This window comes from Acinetobacter sp. SW-226 (assembly GCF_055632855.1).
In genome coordinates, this window is sequence record NZ_CM145752.1 from 376,814 (window position 1) to 391,109 (window position 14,296).

General features: G+C 43.5%; 13 protein-coding genes. 10 read left to right on the plus strand and 3 right to left on the minus strand.

Annotation, left to right across the window (positions count from 1 at the left end):
- Positions 1 to 147: 147 nt before the first annotated feature.
- Complete coding sequence (gene hemF, locus ACZ8ZH_RS01755) at positions 148 to 1,089, minus strand: oxygen-dependent coproporphyrinogen oxidase (protein WP_119064768.1); 942 nt, start codon at positions 1,087 to 1,089, stop codon at positions 148 to 150.
- 268 nt (positions 1,090 to 1,357) lie between these two features.
- On the opposite strand from hemF, the gene hemN reads away from it, so the two are divergent.
- Positions 1,358 to 2,722, plus strand: coding sequence for an oxygen-independent coproporphyrinogen III oxidase (gene hemN, locus ACZ8ZH_RS01760; RefSeq protein WP_119064826.1), 1,365 nt, complete (start codon positions 1,358 to 1,360; stop codon positions 2,720 to 2,722).
- Positions 2,723 to 2,783: 61 nt separating this feature from the next.
- Here the strand turns inward: hemN and ribA are convergent, their stop codons facing one another.
- On the minus strand, positions 2,784 to 3,386 hold the full coding sequence (gene ribA / locus ACZ8ZH_RS01765) for a GTP cyclohydrolase II (RefSeq protein WP_086208982.1): 603 nt from the start codon (positions 3,384 to 3,386) through the stop codon (positions 2,784 to 2,786).
- 305 nt (positions 3,387 to 3,691) lie between these two features.
- Here ribA and dxs point away from each other — a divergent pair, with 305 nt between their 5' ends.
- The 9 genes from dxs (at position 3,692) to ACZ8ZH_RS01810 (ending at position 13,109) form a co-directional block, all read left to right on the plus strand.
- Positions 3,692 to 5,593, plus strand: a complete 1,902-nt coding sequence (gene dxs / locus ACZ8ZH_RS01770; RefSeq protein ID WP_119064770.1) for a 1-deoxy-D-xylulose-5-phosphate synthase — start codon at positions 3,692 to 3,694, stop codon at positions 5,591 to 5,593.
- Positions 5,594 to 5,709: 116 nt separating this feature from the next.
- Positions 5,710 to 6,540 (plus strand): inositol monophosphatase family protein, encoded by an 831-nt coding sequence (locus ACZ8ZH_RS01775; protein WP_086208980.1) that lies wholly within the window; start codon positions 5,710 to 5,712, stop codon positions 6,538 to 6,540.
- A 93-nt stretch (positions 6,541 to 6,633) separates the two neighbouring features.
- Positions 6,634 to 7,188 carry a shikimate kinase gene (locus ACZ8ZH_RS01780; RefSeq protein WP_110974057.1) on the plus strand — a complete coding sequence of 185 codons (555 nt, stop codon included), beginning with the start codon at positions 6,634 to 6,636 and terminating at the stop codon, positions 7,186 to 7,188.
- 426 nt (positions 7,189 to 7,614) lie between these two features.
- On the plus strand, positions 7,615 to 9,480 hold the full coding sequence (locus ACZ8ZH_RS01785) for a DEAD/DEAH box helicase (protein ID WP_110974058.1): 1,866 nt from the start codon (positions 7,615 to 7,617) through the stop codon (positions 9,478 to 9,480).
- Positions 9,481 to 9,885: 405 nt separating this feature from the next.
- The gene (locus ACZ8ZH_RS01790; RefSeq protein WP_086208978.1) at positions 9,886 to 10,704 is read left to right on the plus strand and encodes an ABC transporter ATP-binding protein; all 819 of its coding nucleotides are present in this window, start codon (positions 9,886 to 9,888) and stop codon (positions 10,702 to 10,704) included.
- Positions 10,701 to 11,480, plus strand: a complete 780-nt coding sequence (gene mlaE, locus ACZ8ZH_RS01795; RefSeq protein ID WP_086208977.1) for a lipid asymmetry maintenance ABC transporter permease subunit MlaE — start codon at positions 10,701 to 10,703, stop codon at positions 11,478 to 11,480. The genes ACZ8ZH_RS01790 and mlaE overlap by 4 nt, the downstream gene beginning before the upstream one ends.
- The gene (gene mlaD, locus ACZ8ZH_RS01800; protein WP_086208976.1) at positions 11,480 to 12,154 is read left to right on the plus strand and encodes an outer membrane lipid asymmetry maintenance protein MlaD; all 675 of its coding nucleotides are present in this window, start codon (positions 11,480 to 11,482) and stop codon (positions 12,152 to 12,154) included. Before mlaE ends, mlaD begins: the two co-directional genes overlap by 1 nt.
- Positions 12,155 to 12,174: 20 nt before the next feature.
- Positions 12,175 to 12,810, plus strand: coding sequence for an MlaC/ttg2D family ABC transporter substrate-binding protein (locus ACZ8ZH_RS01805; RefSeq protein ID WP_086208975.1), 636 nt, complete (start codon positions 12,175 to 12,177; stop codon positions 12,808 to 12,810).
- Between the two features lie 11 nt (positions 12,811 to 12,821).
- Complete coding sequence (locus ACZ8ZH_RS01810; RefSeq protein WP_086208974.1) at positions 12,822 to 13,109, plus strand: STAS domain-containing protein; 288 nt, start codon at positions 12,822 to 12,824, stop codon at positions 13,107 to 13,109.
- Positions 13,110 to 13,190: 81 nt separating this feature from the next.
- On the opposite strand, the gene ACZ8ZH_RS01815 is transcribed toward ACZ8ZH_RS01810, so the two are convergent.
- Positions 13,191 to 14,204: a CorA family divalent cation transporter gene (locus ACZ8ZH_RS01815; RefSeq protein ID WP_086208973.1), complete on the minus strand. Its 1,014-nt coding sequence runs from the start codon at positions 14,202 to 14,204 to the stop codon at positions 13,191 to 13,193.
- Positions 14,205 to 14,296: the final 92 nt, after the last annotated feature.

Below are 14,296 nucleotides of genomic sequence, written 5' to 3' on the forward strand. Positions count from 1 at the left end.
GCTTTAATAAATGCAAAGAAATGACGCTTTGTGTAGTGGTCATTCTACGGGGAATTGATCGGGAAATATATAAAATTTAATGTATAAGCTGCCCTAATCTAGTGAAAAGGGCATGCGTAGAGGGTATAGAATTGTAAGCCTGTGTGTCTATTTGAGCAGGTTGAGCCAATCTTGGGGTTTGAGGTAATAATCGGTGAGTTTTTTCTCAGCGGAATCAAGCTCCCATTCAGGTCGATATGACCAACCCGCCAAATTCGGCAAGCTCACTAAAATCGACTCAATCCGTCCCCCTGTTTGTAGACCAAAAAGCGTACCACGGTCATAGACCAGATTATATTCGACATAACGACCGCGACGATAGATTTGAAAGTCGCGTTGTGCTTCGCTATATGGCTTGTCTTGGTTGCGCTGGAAGATTGGAAGAATGGCATTCAGATAGCCATTGCCCACAGCTTGAATATATTGGAAACAGGTTTCAAAGTCCCATTGATTAAGATCGTCAAAGAACAGTCCGCCGACACCGCGCTGTTCATCACGATGTTTTAAGTAAAAATAGTCATCGCACCATTGTTTATGTTCGGCATAGACTTCAGCGCCAAAGGGAGCACATAAGTCATGCGCCATCTGATGCCATGACAGTACATCTTCATCGTTGGGATAAAATGGGGTGAGGTCAAAACCACCCCCAAACCACCAAATGGGGTCTTGCCCTTCTTTTTCAGCCACGAATAAGCGCACATTGGCATGTGAAGTCGGGACATTCGGGTTTTTCGGATGGATCACCAAGGACACACCCATGGCTTGTGCTTTAGCACCTGCAATTTGCGGATGGCGTTCAGTCGCTGAAGCGGGGAGTTTAGAAATGTTGATGTGTGAGAACATCACCCCGCCTTTTTCAATCACTGTGCCATTTTGTAAAACGCGTGAACGCCCCCCACCGCCTTCAGGACGTTCCCAGTCATCTATTTCAAATTGCGCTGTTCCACCGCCAGTATGTTCTTGCAGTTCAAGTGCAGAGCAAATACGTGCTTGTAAATCGAGGAGAAATTCGCGAACGCGTTGGATATCCGCAGACGTTGGGTGCTGCATGAAAAGCCTCAAGGGAAGAGATGAAAACTGCCTACATCAAAACATAAAATAGCAAAAAGATTAAGAATATTTTCCTTCGGACTGCTAATGAGAAGTCGGGCTAAAGATAAGGCAGTAAAAAAGAAATACAGCTATGTGAAAAATAATCTGACTAATTCGCTAGGTTGAATTCTGATTCCAAGCTCAGCAGAATAACCCAAGTACAGACCCGAGTTTGATGATGCAGAATGGGCTGCATCTTCTGAATGCGGAAGAACTGATGGTAAATATGCGCGATTCATTGATTCAAAAATACAATGTTCCTGGTCCACGTTATACCAGTTATCCAACGGTGCCGTATTGGGAAGAGGCGCAGTTTTCTTTAGAGCAATGGAAACAGACGCTGAAAACATCGTTTGCTGAATCGAATTCAGCTGAAGGCATCAGTCTGTATATTCATCTGCCTTTTTGCGAAAGCCTCTGTACTTTTTGTGGTTGCCACAAACGTGTGACTAAAAAGCATGAGATGGAGCAGCCCTATATTCGGGCGGTTTTAAAGGAATGGTCACTGTATTGTGACTTGCTTGAAGAAAAACCCCGCATTAAAGAAATTCACTTGGGTGGCGGAACGCCAACTTTCTTTTCGCCAATGCATTTAATTCAATTGATTGGAGGTATTCTTGCGCAAGCAGAGATTGCTGAACAGTATGAGTTTAGCTTTGAAGGGCATCCCAACAATACCACACGGGCGCATTTGCAAGCCTTGTATGACCTAGGCTTTCGCCGTGTCAGTTATGGGGTGCAGGATTATAATGAAACCGTACAAAAAGCCATTCATCGGATACAGCCTTTTGAACATGTCGAGCAAGTGACGCAGTGGGCACGTGAAATAGGCTATAGCTCAATTTCACATGATTTGGTCTTTGGTCTGCCTTTTCAGAACCTAGATGATGTCCTCAATACCATTAATCAAACCAATCGTTTACGCCCAGACCGTTTGGCATTTTATAGTTATGCGCATGTGCCTTGGATTAAGGGCAATGGACAGCGTGGTTTTAAAGACCATGATGTGCCGAAAGATGAAATAAAACGCCAGTGCTATGAAGAAGGAAAGAATAAATTACTGGCACAGGGATATCATGAAATTGGCATGGATCACTTTGCCTTAGAAAGTGATGCGATGTACCAATCATTTCAGGCAGGCACTCTGCATCGCAATTTTATGGGCTACACCGCTTCGAAAACCCAAGTGATGATTGGTTTAGGGCTTTCCTCAATCAGCGACAGTTGGTATAGCTTTGCGCAAAATGAAAAAAAACTCGAAGATTATTATGCGCGACTCGAAAACAATGAAATTCCTGTCTATCGTGGGCATATTTTAAGTGCCGAAGATTTGATGATTCGTCGTCACATTTTAAATTTGATGTGTGGCTTTCAAACGTCGTGGACAGAACCAGAGATGCAATTTCCAGAATTGGTTGAGGTCTTGGGACAACTAGAAGAAATGCAGGACGATGGTTTATTAGAGATTAAGCCACAAAGTATACGGGTGACTGAGCAAGGCAAAGCCTTTGTACGCAATATTTGTATGGCTTTTGATTTGCATTTAAAACGCCGCCGACCCGAGAGTCGTATTTTCTCCATGACCATCTAATATGATTGGAGTGCTCTAAGTCGCCCTTTAAAAAAGCAGGCTTAGAGCATGTTTTCAAAGTTTAAAAATCATCTTTCTTGTACAAGTGCGCCATGCGCTCATGTTTGGTCTTTAAATATTCTTCATTGAAGGGATTTAAACCAACCGTCAATGGTACACGATCCACCACATTGATCCCTTGCTCTTGCAGTGCTGCAATCTTCAGTGGATTATTGGTAATCAAGCGCACCTGTTGAATCTTCAGATGATTCAACATAATGCTGACCATGTCATAACGACGCGCATCGGCAGGTAAGTTGAGCATCAAGTTGGCATCAACGGTGTCATGCCCTTGGTCTTGCAGCGCATAAGCACGAATTTTATTGGTGAGACCAATGCCACGACCTTCTTGACGCAAATACAGAATCACCCCTTGTCCAGCTTCATTAATCAGTTTTTGCGTGGCTTGCAATTGTGGGCCACAGTCACACTTTAAAGACGCAAAGGCATCGCCTGTGAGACATTCTGAATGAACACGGACTAAAACGGGTTCTGTGATCGGCTGATCGAGACCTTTTGAGAGTGCAACATGTTCTTCACCGGTCTTAGGATCTTGAAATACGGTGATGTTAAACTCACCAAAAGCAGTCGGTAAACGGGATGTAGCAACAAATTCAATCGGCACAGCTAAACCTGTAAATAGTTCAGAAATTGGCTAAAGTATAGCGTAATGCATCGACATTGGTAGAATTGCATCCATGAATTTATGCAGAAGATTTTCTTTTTTGTATAAAGCGAACGATAATAGTTGATAAATAGTAAGATTATTCAGGATAATCACATCCACTAAACGAACACCCAGTGAGAGCACTGCTCAAAACTGCATCGCTAGAAATATGGCTGATTGAAGGTGATAGCATTCGACGATATGATCGAATTACCCATTTGACCTAGCTAGATTTGCCAGGCTTTAGAAGGCTTTGCCATATTATGTTGTATACAGAAATACCAGCTCATCGCCCTGTAACACCGTTGTTGGATACGATTGATCATCCTCAACAACTTCGCTTGCTTGAGCAAAGTCAATTAGCACAAGTGGCAGACGAGCTACGTCAATTTATTCTGTATGCCGCAGGACAAAGTGGGGGACACTTTGGTGCAAACCTTGGGGTGGTCGAGCTCACCGTGGCATTGCATTATTGTTTTAACACACCAAATGACCGCTTAATTTGGGATGTCGGTCATCAAGCCTATCCGCATAAAGCTTTGACTGGGCGTCGTGAACAGTTGACGACGATTCGTGCCAAAGATGGTTTAGCTGCCTTTCCTGCACGTGATGAATCGGTATTTGATACTTTTGGTGTTGGACATTCTTCGACTGCGATTTCAGCAGGTTTGGGGATGGCACTGGCACGTCGTTATCAAAACAATCCATGTGAAGTGGTCGCGATCATTGGCGATGGGGCGATGACTGCAGGTATGGCCTTTGAAGCCATGAACGATGCAGTTGCGCATGATGCGGACCTGATGGTGGTACTGAATGACAACGATATGTCGATTTCATGTAGTACTGGTGGTTTTGCAAAACATCTGGCTTCAATTTGGGAAAGTGGACAGTCCATTAATATTTCAGATGATGGCGAAGCCTATGTGCAGCCACATCCTGAATGGACTTATAACTCGCGCTTACATAGTGCAGCCACAGATGCGGCCGACAACGTTTTTAAAGCGATTGGTTTTGATTACTTTGGGCCTTTCGATGGGCACGATGTCGAGCAGTTGACACAAGTCTTTACCGCATTGAAAAAACGTAAAGGGCCACGTTTAATTCATGTCTATACCAAAAAAGGCAAAGGCTTTGCCCCAGCTGAAGCTGACCAAATTAAATATCATGCAATTACAAAAATAAATGCTACAGCATCTAGCAATACTGCACCGAAGTACTCAGATGTCTTTGGTCAATGGTTATGTGATGAAGCCGCACAAGATGAGCGTTTGTTAGCGATCACCCCTGCCATGTGTGAAGGCTCAGGTATGGTGGGTTTTGCCAAACAGTACCCACAGCGCTTTTTTGATGTCGCAATTGCAGAACAGCATGCAGTGACTTTGGCGGCGGGCATGGCGTGTGAAGGCTTAAAACCTGTGGTTGCAATCTACTCGACTTTCTTGCAACGTGGCTATGATCAATTGATTCATGATGTGGCCCTACAGAACCTAGATGTTACCTTTGGTATCGACCGTGCAGGCTTAGTGGGTGAAGATGGACCGACTCATGCTGGGGCCTATGACTATGCTTTCATGCGCACCGTACCGAATTTGGTGATTATGGCGCCAAAAGACGAAAATGAATGTCGTCAAATGTTGCATACTGCTTATTTATACAATGGTCCTGCCGCAGTGCGTTACCCGCGTGGCAATGGTCTCGGAGTTGAGATTCAACAACAGATGACCCCGATGGAAATTGGTCAGGCTGAAATTGTCGCGAGTTTTAATGATGCCCAAGATGACGTTATTAGCATTCTTGCCTTTGGTAGTCGTGTTCAGGCCGCAGTAGAAGCAGCACAGAAATTGGCTGAACAAGATTTGGCGGTTCGTGTGGTAAATATGCGCTTTGTGAAGCCGCTTGATGAAAAAATGATTACGACTTTAGCGCCCTCAACGGCTTTATTTGTGACGGTTGAAGAACATGCGGTGATGGCGGGTGCGGGTAGTGCAGTGAATGAATATTTGGCACAGGCTCAAATCGTGAAACCGATGTTAAATCTTGGTTTAGCAGATACCTTTATGCATCAAGCCACGCATGCGCAAATGTTGCATCAGGCCGGACTGGATGCCGAAGGCATTGAACGTTCAGTACGCCAAGCGTGGTTAAAACTTGTACATATGGTGTAAACGCCGTTTTTAAATTTTAGAAACATTTTTTCCCTAAAAGCCCCGATCTTTGCTAAGATATGCGGGCTTTTATGCATTATTCTTTATCAATATCTTCAGATTGTAGTGGGTGTTCAATGGAACCTATGGTGGTGATGGCTGCGCGTGCGGCTCAATTAGTCGGTCAAGAGCTTTTAAAAGCGCATCAAAATCGTCATAAGCTCGATCTACAAGTCGAAGAAAAAGGAATTGATGGTCCGGTAACGCGTGTAGACCGTTATTTGGAACAATTGGCGATAGATACCCTACGTAAAAGTTATAAAAATCACAGCTTCCTTGGTGAAGAGTTTGGTCTTCAAGAAGGTAAAGGTCACGACGCAGATTGGTGTTGGATCATTGACCCACTTGATGGCACGCTAAACTTCATTAACGGTGTTCCTCACTTCTGTATCTCTATTGCAGTTCAACATAAAGGCATTACTCAACACGGTGTAATTTATGACCCTGTGAAAGATGAGTTGTTCTCTGCAAGTCGTGGTCGTGGTGCCATGATGAATCAACGCCGTATCCGTGTAAATGTAAAAGACAGCCTTGAAAATACATTCATGTCTGTGGGTCATGCTTACCGTGCAAAACGTAATGGTGAAGTGATTTCTTATGCAAAAAATCACTTTGATTCATTATTAAATGTGACTGAAGCTGGCGCGCAATACCGTCGTACAGGTTCAGCAGCATTAGATTTGGCGTATGTGGCAGCAGGTCGTTTCGATGCGTATTTCGAACTCGGCTTAAAGCCTTGGGACATCGCAGCTGGCGAGTTGATTGTGAAAGAAGCGGGCGGAACAGTGGTTGATGCACGTGGTGGTAGCGAATCTATGGAAAATGGCCAAGTACTGGCATGTTCTATGAAGCTGTTGAAACCTCTAATGAAAGCAGTTGTACCTGCTTGGGGTGAAGCTGCTAAGTAATAGCATGTAGATTGAGTTTAAGACATTGAAAAAGCCCTCACAAGAGGGCTTTTTCTTTTATGATGCGGAAAATAAAAACAAGTAAAGGTATTTATGCTCTTTCATTTTATCGGTCCTGGTGGAGCAGGAAAAACAACGGTTGCTAAACTACTTTCAGTACAAATGGAGGTAGAGAGCCATGATTTAGATGAATACTTCATGCATAGAGAGGGGGATATTTCCGATTATATTGAATATTATGGTTACGATGCTTACGTACTTCGGAACATTGAATTATATATACAACTTGGAAAATCACTTAGTCCGCAGCAACATCATATTTTGGTGTGTTCATCTGGATTTATGACCTATACACATCCGCTTAGTGATACATATATAAGGCTTAAACAACAGATCATTTTAGACCCTTATACTTTTTTATTTTTGCCATCATTAGACAAGCAATGCTGTATTCAAGAAATTGTGAAACGACAAATGGGGCGCAGTTATTTAAAGGCAAATAAAGAAAAAGAGAGCACTAAAATCAATAAGCGTATAGATCACTATTTAAGTTTGCCGTGTAGGACCGTCATCACCGATCAATTGCCGTGTCAAATCGTGGCAGCATTAGAGCAAGAGCTAGTACAATTAATTGCGTTTTATGGTTGATAGTGGAGGGGGAGAACGAAGAATGCTATTTAATTTTTTCCTAGATGGTCAAAAAAATTGAAGTGAAAACCTGTATTTATTCAATGTTTGATAAAAATATTGTATCAATTTTAAGAAAAGAGGTGACTTTTGAAAATATCCTGCTATACTCCGCCCACGCACTAAATTTCGTTCATTACCTGAACATTCTCTTCTATCATTGTGTATGCGCGTCCGGTCCAAAGAGAGGACATTATTTCGCGCCCCACCCAATCGCTTAAGCGATTCCTTCAGGTTGCGGCTGTAATCAAATGTGCGTTATACGCATCGTCGTTCTCGGATCGCCGCTGATTCTATATTTTCAGCGATTATTGCTGTGCCGCTTTTTGCCGATGTCCATCTGATTTTATTTTTAATGGAGCACCCATTTTTCGGGTGAAATACTCTATGAGCAAGACTTTTGCTGAATTTCCTTTACACGAATCGTTACAACAAGCTCTACAAAGCCTAGGATTTACGTCTCCTACGCCAGTTCAGGAACAATCTATTCCTGCAGCTTTAGACGGTAAAGACCTTTTAGTATCGAGCCAAACTGGTTCAGGTAAAACTGCAGCGTTTTTATTACCAACGTTAAACGCACTTGCAGGCCAAGAAACTTTCGTTCCGTTCAAAGAACGTATGAAAGCAATTACTCAACCGAATATCTTAGTTCTTTGCCCAACACGTGAGTTGGCGCAACAGGTGAGCCAAGATGCAATTGCATTTGTTCGCCACATGAAAGGTGCACGTATTGCTGCAATCATGGGTGGTATGCCATTTGGTAAACAAATCCAACAGTTAAAAGGTGCGCAAGTTGTTGTTGCAACACCAGGTCGTTTACTTGACCTTGTGAACCGTCGTCAAATCAAATTAGACAAAGTTGATGCTCTAATTGTTGACGAAGCAGACCGTATGCTTGATCTAGGTTTCTCTGAAGACTTAGAAGCGATTAGCGACCTTGCTGCAAACCGTAAACAAACTTTAATGTTCTCTGCAACATTTGCACCACGTATCATCACACTTGCTGAACGCATGATGAATGATCCTGAACGTATTGCAATTGAGACAGGTCATTCTACCAATACAGATATCACTCAGACTTTACACTGGACTGATGGTTTCGAGCACAAGAAAAAACTTTTAACTCACTGGTTGAGCGAAGAAGATCTTGATCAAGCAGTTGTTTTCGCGTCTACACAAGAAGACACAGACATGCTTGCTGAAGAATTGGCTGAAGCGGGTCACTCAGTAGTTGCACTTCACGGTGCAATGCCACAAACCGTTCGTAACCGTCGTTTACGTAGCATCCGCGAAGGTCGTGCAAAAATCTTGGTTGCAACTGACGTTGCTGCACGTGGTTTAGACGTACCAACAATTTCACACGTTATTAACTTTGGTCTTCCTATGAAGAACGAAGACTATGTACACCGTATTGGTCGTACAGGTCGTGCGGGTCGTACTGGTAAAGCAATTACTTTAGCAACTTACCGTGAACGCGGTAAAATCCGTGCTTTAGAAGACTACTTAGATGCACGTTTAGAAGTATCTGAAATTGAAGGTTTAGAGCCATCTCCACCTCCAGCACGTTCTGGTCGTGATGGTGGTCGTGGTCGCAATGGCGGTGGTCGTCGTGATGGCGGTCGTGGCGGTTTTGGTGGCGGTCGTCGTTTTGAAGGCGAAAGCAACTTTAAACGTCGTGAAGGTGGTCGTGATGGCGAACGCCGTTCATTCGGTGGTGAAGACCGTCCACGTCGCGAATTTAACAATGATCGTCCACGTCGTGAAGGTGGTTTTGAAGACCGTCCACGTCGCGAATTTAACAACGATCGTCCACGTCGTGAAGGTGGTTTCGAAGACCGTCCACGTCGCGAATTTAACAATGATCGTCCACGTCGTGAAGGTGGTTTTGAAGACCGTCCACGTCGCGAATTTAACAACGATCGCCCGCGTCGCGAAGGTGGTTTCAACGACAAGCCGCGTTTTGACTCGAATGATGATAACCGTGGTAACCGTGTAGACTATAAACCACGTCGTGAAGGTTCTTTTGGTGACCGTCCTAAACGTGATTTTGGTGATCGTCCACAACGCCGTGAAGGTGGTTTTGGTGACCGTCCACAACGTTCTTTTGGTGAAGATCGTCCTAAGCGTTCGTTTGGTGGTGATGACCGCCCTAAGCGTACATTTGGTGAAGATCGTCCAAAGCGTGAATTTAACTCAGATCGTCCACGCACTGAAGGTGGTTTTGACCGCCCACGTCGTAAGTTCAATGACTAATTTGAACTAAAATTAAAAAAACCAGTGGAAACACTGGTTTTTTTTATGTCTATTGCTTTCAATCCGAAAATTAAAATGTATACTGAGTCATATTTTAATTACATTGATAATAATGATGCACAATAATGAGGTTGAATCAATCGCCACTCACTCTGACGCGAAAGAGGTCAATATGGCACATTATCTTGGATTTTTTTTACTGATTTGCAATATCCTTTTCTTTGTCTATAGTCGCTATGGATGAAGTGATCCGCTTTATTTAGGTTGTTTTCTTCCATTAAATAAATATAAATACAACCAATTGAAATCAATTCGTGCACAAAATTAGGCATGGAATACGCTAACATATCGTTTTTTAATCCTTTATAGTATGCATGCTGAAAAAATGCAGGAAAACGCACAGCTATGAATAATCAAGCGCCTCTGACTGCTCAAGCCCTCATTGAGGTCAAAAACCTGAGCTTTAAGCGAGGGGAACGTGTTATTTATGACAATGTCGGTATTACAATACGACAGGGTCAAATCACGGCCATCATGGGACCATCGGGAACAGGTAAAACCACTTTACTGCGTCTGATTGGGGGACAATTGACACCAGATCAGGGCGAAGTGCTTCTAGATGGACAAAACATTGCGAAAATGTCACGCAAAGAGTTATTTGCTGCGCGTGCACGTATGGGCATGTTGTTTCAAAGTGGAGCGCTGTTTACTGACATGTCAGTCTATGAAAATGTAGCTTTTCCAATTCGCGCACACACGGCATTGCCTGAACATTTGATTGCAGAGATTGTGTCTTTAAAACTGGAATCTGTCGGCCTGCGCGGCGCAGAGCTGATGATGCCTTCTGAGCTTTCAGGCGGGATGAACCGTCGTGTGGCTTTGGCGCGTGCGATTGCACTGGATCCTGAACTGATTATGTACGATGAACCCTTTGCAGGACAAGATCCGATTGTGAAGGGTGTACTCACACGTCTGATTCGATCATTGCGAGAAGCTCTTGATTTAACAACAATTATTGTCTCACATGATGTGGCTGAAACTTTGTCGATAGCAGATTATATCTATGTTGTCGCTGAGGGCAAAGTGCAAGGTGAGGGGACGCCTGAACAGTTACAGGCGAATGCATCTCCATTCGTGAAACAATTTTTAACAGGTTCAGTTGAAGGACCTGTCGATTATCAATTTAGCCAAAAGGCATATCTAAGTACTGAGGTGCAAGCATGAATGCGATAGCACTCTTAGGTCGACGTGTGATTGAACGGGTTCGCGGCATAGGTGTTGCGAGCTTAATGTTATTGCAAATCTTATTTTCGATGCCAACGGTACAGGGCGTTCGGTTATTTGTATACCAAATGTACCGTGTTGGCGTATTGTCGCTACTCATTATTGTGGTGTCGGGGCTATTTATTGGTGCGGTCTTGGGTCTACAGATGTATAGCATCTTGGTGACCTTTGGTAGCGAAGCGATGCTAGGTACTGCGGTTGCATTGACTTTACTCCGTGAGTTAGCACCTGTGGTTGCTGCACTGTTGTTTGCAGGCCGTGCAGGTTCGGCATTAACAGCTGAGATTGGCTTAATGAAAGCCACAGAGCAGTTGTCCAGTATGGAAATGATCGGGGTTGATCCACTCAAACGTGTGATTTCACCGCGACTTTGGGCGGGTATTTTTAGTTTACCGATGCTGTCTGTCATCTTTGCTGCGGTTGGGATTATGGGCGGTAAAATGGTGGGTGTGGACTTCTTGGGTGCAGATGAAGGTTCTTACTGGAGTGGCATTCAAAGTAGCGTAGAGTTCTATAAAGATGTCCTGAATGGCACCATCATTAAAAGTTTTGTTTTTGCTTTAATTTGTACATGGATTGCGGTGTATCAAGGCTATGCCTGTGAACCGACATCTGAAGGTATTGCGACATCAACCACACGCACTGTGGTGTATTCATCGCTCTGTGTTTTAGGTTTTGATTTTGTGTTGACTGCGGTCATGTTTGGAGGTGTTTAATGAAATCACGTGCAAGTGAGCTGGCAGTCGGCATATTTGTCATTCTCTTCGGTATCGCTTTGTTTTTTATTGCGATGCGAGTAAGTGGCTTGGTGGGCTCAAATCTCAGTGATCGCTATGAAATGAGTGCAACCTTCGATAACGTGAATGGTTTAAAACCACGTGCGAAAGTGACGATGAGTGGGGTGAAAATTGGTCAAGTTGATCAAATTAGCTTAGACCCTGTGACACGTTTAGCCACGGTTTCTTTTTCTTTAGATGGGAAGTTGACATCTTTCAATGCAACACAGCTCAAAGAAGTTGAAAAGAATGCACTTGAAGAGCTTCGTTACAGTAGCGACTATACCGCTGCGGATGCTGCGCAACAAAAAGAAATGGAAAAGCAACTTATTGCGAACATGAAGTCCATTACCAGCATAGATGAAGATGCTTATATTATGGTGGCAACCAATGGTCTGCTTGGTGAAAAGTACTTGAAAATTGTTCCAGGGGGTGGCTTGAACTACGTGAAACGTGGTGAAAGCATTGGCAATACCCAAGGTACAATGGATCTAGAAGACTTAATTACTAAATTTATTACGGGTGGGGCAGGTAAATCGCAAGATGCTACAGCAAAGACTGAGCAACCTGAAACCGCTGAAACAACAGATGCCAATGTGTCATTTGTTGAATGATTTGAAGAGGAACAATTGTAGTGAATACTTTATTGAAACAAACACTAACAGCTAGCATTTTATCAACCTTGCTTGCAGGTACTGCTTTTGCAGCGCCAAGTGAAGCACCACCTGCTTTTGTTAAAAAAGTGGCAGATGGCCTGATTGCGCGTTTAAAAGCAGATCATGCCAAGCTACAAAACAACCCAGCTGCTGTGAAAACGATTGTTCGTCAAAATCTAGATCCGTATGTCGATTCACAAGCGTTTTCACGTATCGTGATGGGGACTTATGCGACCAATCAATACAGTACTGCTGCACAGCGTGCGAAGTTTGAAAATAACTTTCGTGAAACTTTGATCGAGAACTACGGTACTGCATTCGCGAAGTTTAGTAATCAGACATATACCATCCGTCCGTATAAAGAAACGAACAGCAAGAACCCTGTGGTGACGATCGACTTTAATAACAAAGGCGAAAAAATCCCAGTGTCTTTCCAGTTAGCGGATAAAGGCAACCAATGGAAAATCCGTAATATTAATGTGTCGGGTATCGACCTTGGTTTACAGTTCCGTAATCAGTTCGCGGCAACGGTTAAACGTAATGGTGGCGACCTAGATAAAGCGATTGCAAACTTCCAACCTGATGCAGAAGCCGCGGTTGAAAAGAAAAAATAAGTAGGTGAAAGGTGATTAACTTTAGCAATCAGGAAATGCAGCTTTCAGGTCAGATTACCTATGACAATGCTGAAAGTTACTATCAGCAAGGTTTGAAGGTGATGCAGTCACAGTCTTATCCTGTGGTGGTGAATTTGGCCCAGCTTGAGCATGGCAGTACATTGGCACTGGCGGTTTTAGTACGTTGGGTGCGTCAAACACCAAATGCGCACAGTTTACATTTTAAAGCGGTGCCTGAAAAAATGATGAAAATCATTCAAGCCTGTCATTTACAGGATGACCTCAAGTTAATCCCTTAAATAAAAAAAGCACCGTGAGGTGCTTTTTTTATTTATTGCATTTCTTAAATCTATGAGGAAAAGCAGTGTCTTAAGGTGTACTCAAATCCATTTTTTCCAGCGGAAGTAAATCAGTGGGCCAATCAAGAAAGCCACCAAAATTAAGCTGACAATCACAAAACTGGTCGTTCCTCTTGCAAAAGGCAATACATCGGTGTTCATCCCATAAATACTGGCAATCAGCATCGGTGGAGCGAGCATACTCGGTAAGATGGAGAAGCGACGGATTGTGTCATTCTGCTCGGTGTTAATGAAGCCTGAGGTGGTATCGAGCAAGAATCGTACTTTTTGGAACAAGAAGGCATCGTGTTCAACCAGTGAGCGGACGTCTTCGCTGAGCTCTCGAATATCCGCATCATAAATATGACTGCCTAAAGCACGTGGACGTGATAAAAAAGTCAGTACACGACGTAAGTCAATCAAACACAGCTGTGCTTTTCCAAGCATATCTTCCAAGTGGGCCAGACGCGTAATCATGTCATCCAAGTCGAGAATCATCTCACGGTGTCGGTTATTCAGCACTTCTGTGGAATACTTTTCCAAGTCCTTGTGGATATCTTCTAAGATATCCGCAAGCTCGTCCAGCTTCGCCTCGAGTAAACCGAGTAAGATCCACGTTGGATCCTTATAGTCGATTTCGTAGTCATTGCGACGTGCACGCGCACGAAAAGCCCGAAATGCGACTAATTTTTCACCACGAAGAGTGAAGAGTCGTTCTTTATGCAAAATGAAAGCCACGGTTTGTACCGTGGCAAGCGCTCCGTTGCTTTCTTCAGTTTCGCCATCGACTTGGTAATTTTTATTTTTCGTTAAAAAATACGTACTGATATGCAAAATACCATCATCATCACGGTAGAATCGAGCTGAAGATGAAATGTCTTCGAGTGATTTTAACGTAGGTAAATTTTGTTCATATGCATCTAAAATCCACTGTTGTTCTTCTTGTGAGGGAGCAATGAGGTCAAGCCAGACCAAATCGGGCTGAAGATCGAAATCGCCATTAATGGTGATGTCTTCTAAGCTACCGCGCTCTGTGGCGTAAAAGGCTTCAAGCATGCCGTCTTTCTCCTTTGCGCAGTAATGGTTGAGGTGGATGGGTGTATTTTAGACAAGGATTGCAATAAAAACACTGATCGAATGGTTAAATT

Coding starts and splice junctions, on each gene's coding strand:
- hemF (WP_119064768.1), bottom strand. CDS start 1,089: ATGCAGCACCCAACGTCTGCGGATATCCAACGCGTTCGCGAATTTCTC.
- hemN (WP_119064826.1), top strand. CDS start 1,358: ATGCGCGATTCATTGATTCAAAAATACAATGTTCCTGGTCCACGTTAT.
- dxs (WP_119064770.1), top strand. CDS start 3,692: ATGTTGTATACAGAAATACCAGCTCATCGCCCTGTAACACCGTTGTTG.
- ACZ8ZH_RS01775 (WP_086208980.1), top strand. CDS start 5,710: ATGGAACCTATGGTGGTGATGGCTGCGCGTGCGGCTCAATTAGTCGGT.
- ACZ8ZH_RS01780 (WP_110974057.1), top strand. CDS start 6,634: ATGCTCTTTCATTTTATCGGTCCTGGTGGAGCAGGAAAAACAACGGTT.
- ACZ8ZH_RS01785 (WP_110974058.1), top strand. CDS start 7,615: ATGAGCAAGACTTTTGCTGAATTTCCTTTACACGAATCGTTACAACAA.
- ACZ8ZH_RS01790 (WP_086208978.1), top strand. CDS start 9,886: ATGAATAATCAAGCGCCTCTGACTGCTCAAGCCCTCATTGAGGTCAAA.
- mlaE (WP_086208977.1), top strand. CDS start 10,701: ATGAATGCGATAGCACTCTTAGGTCGACGTGTGATTGAACGGGTTCGC.
- mlaD (WP_086208976.1), top strand. CDS start 11,480: ATGAAATCACGTGCAAGTGAGCTGGCAGTCGGCATATTTGTCATTCTC.
- ACZ8ZH_RS01815 (WP_086208973.1), bottom strand. CDS start 14,204: ATGCTTGAAGCCTTTTACGCCACAGAGCGCGGTAGCTTAGAAGACATC.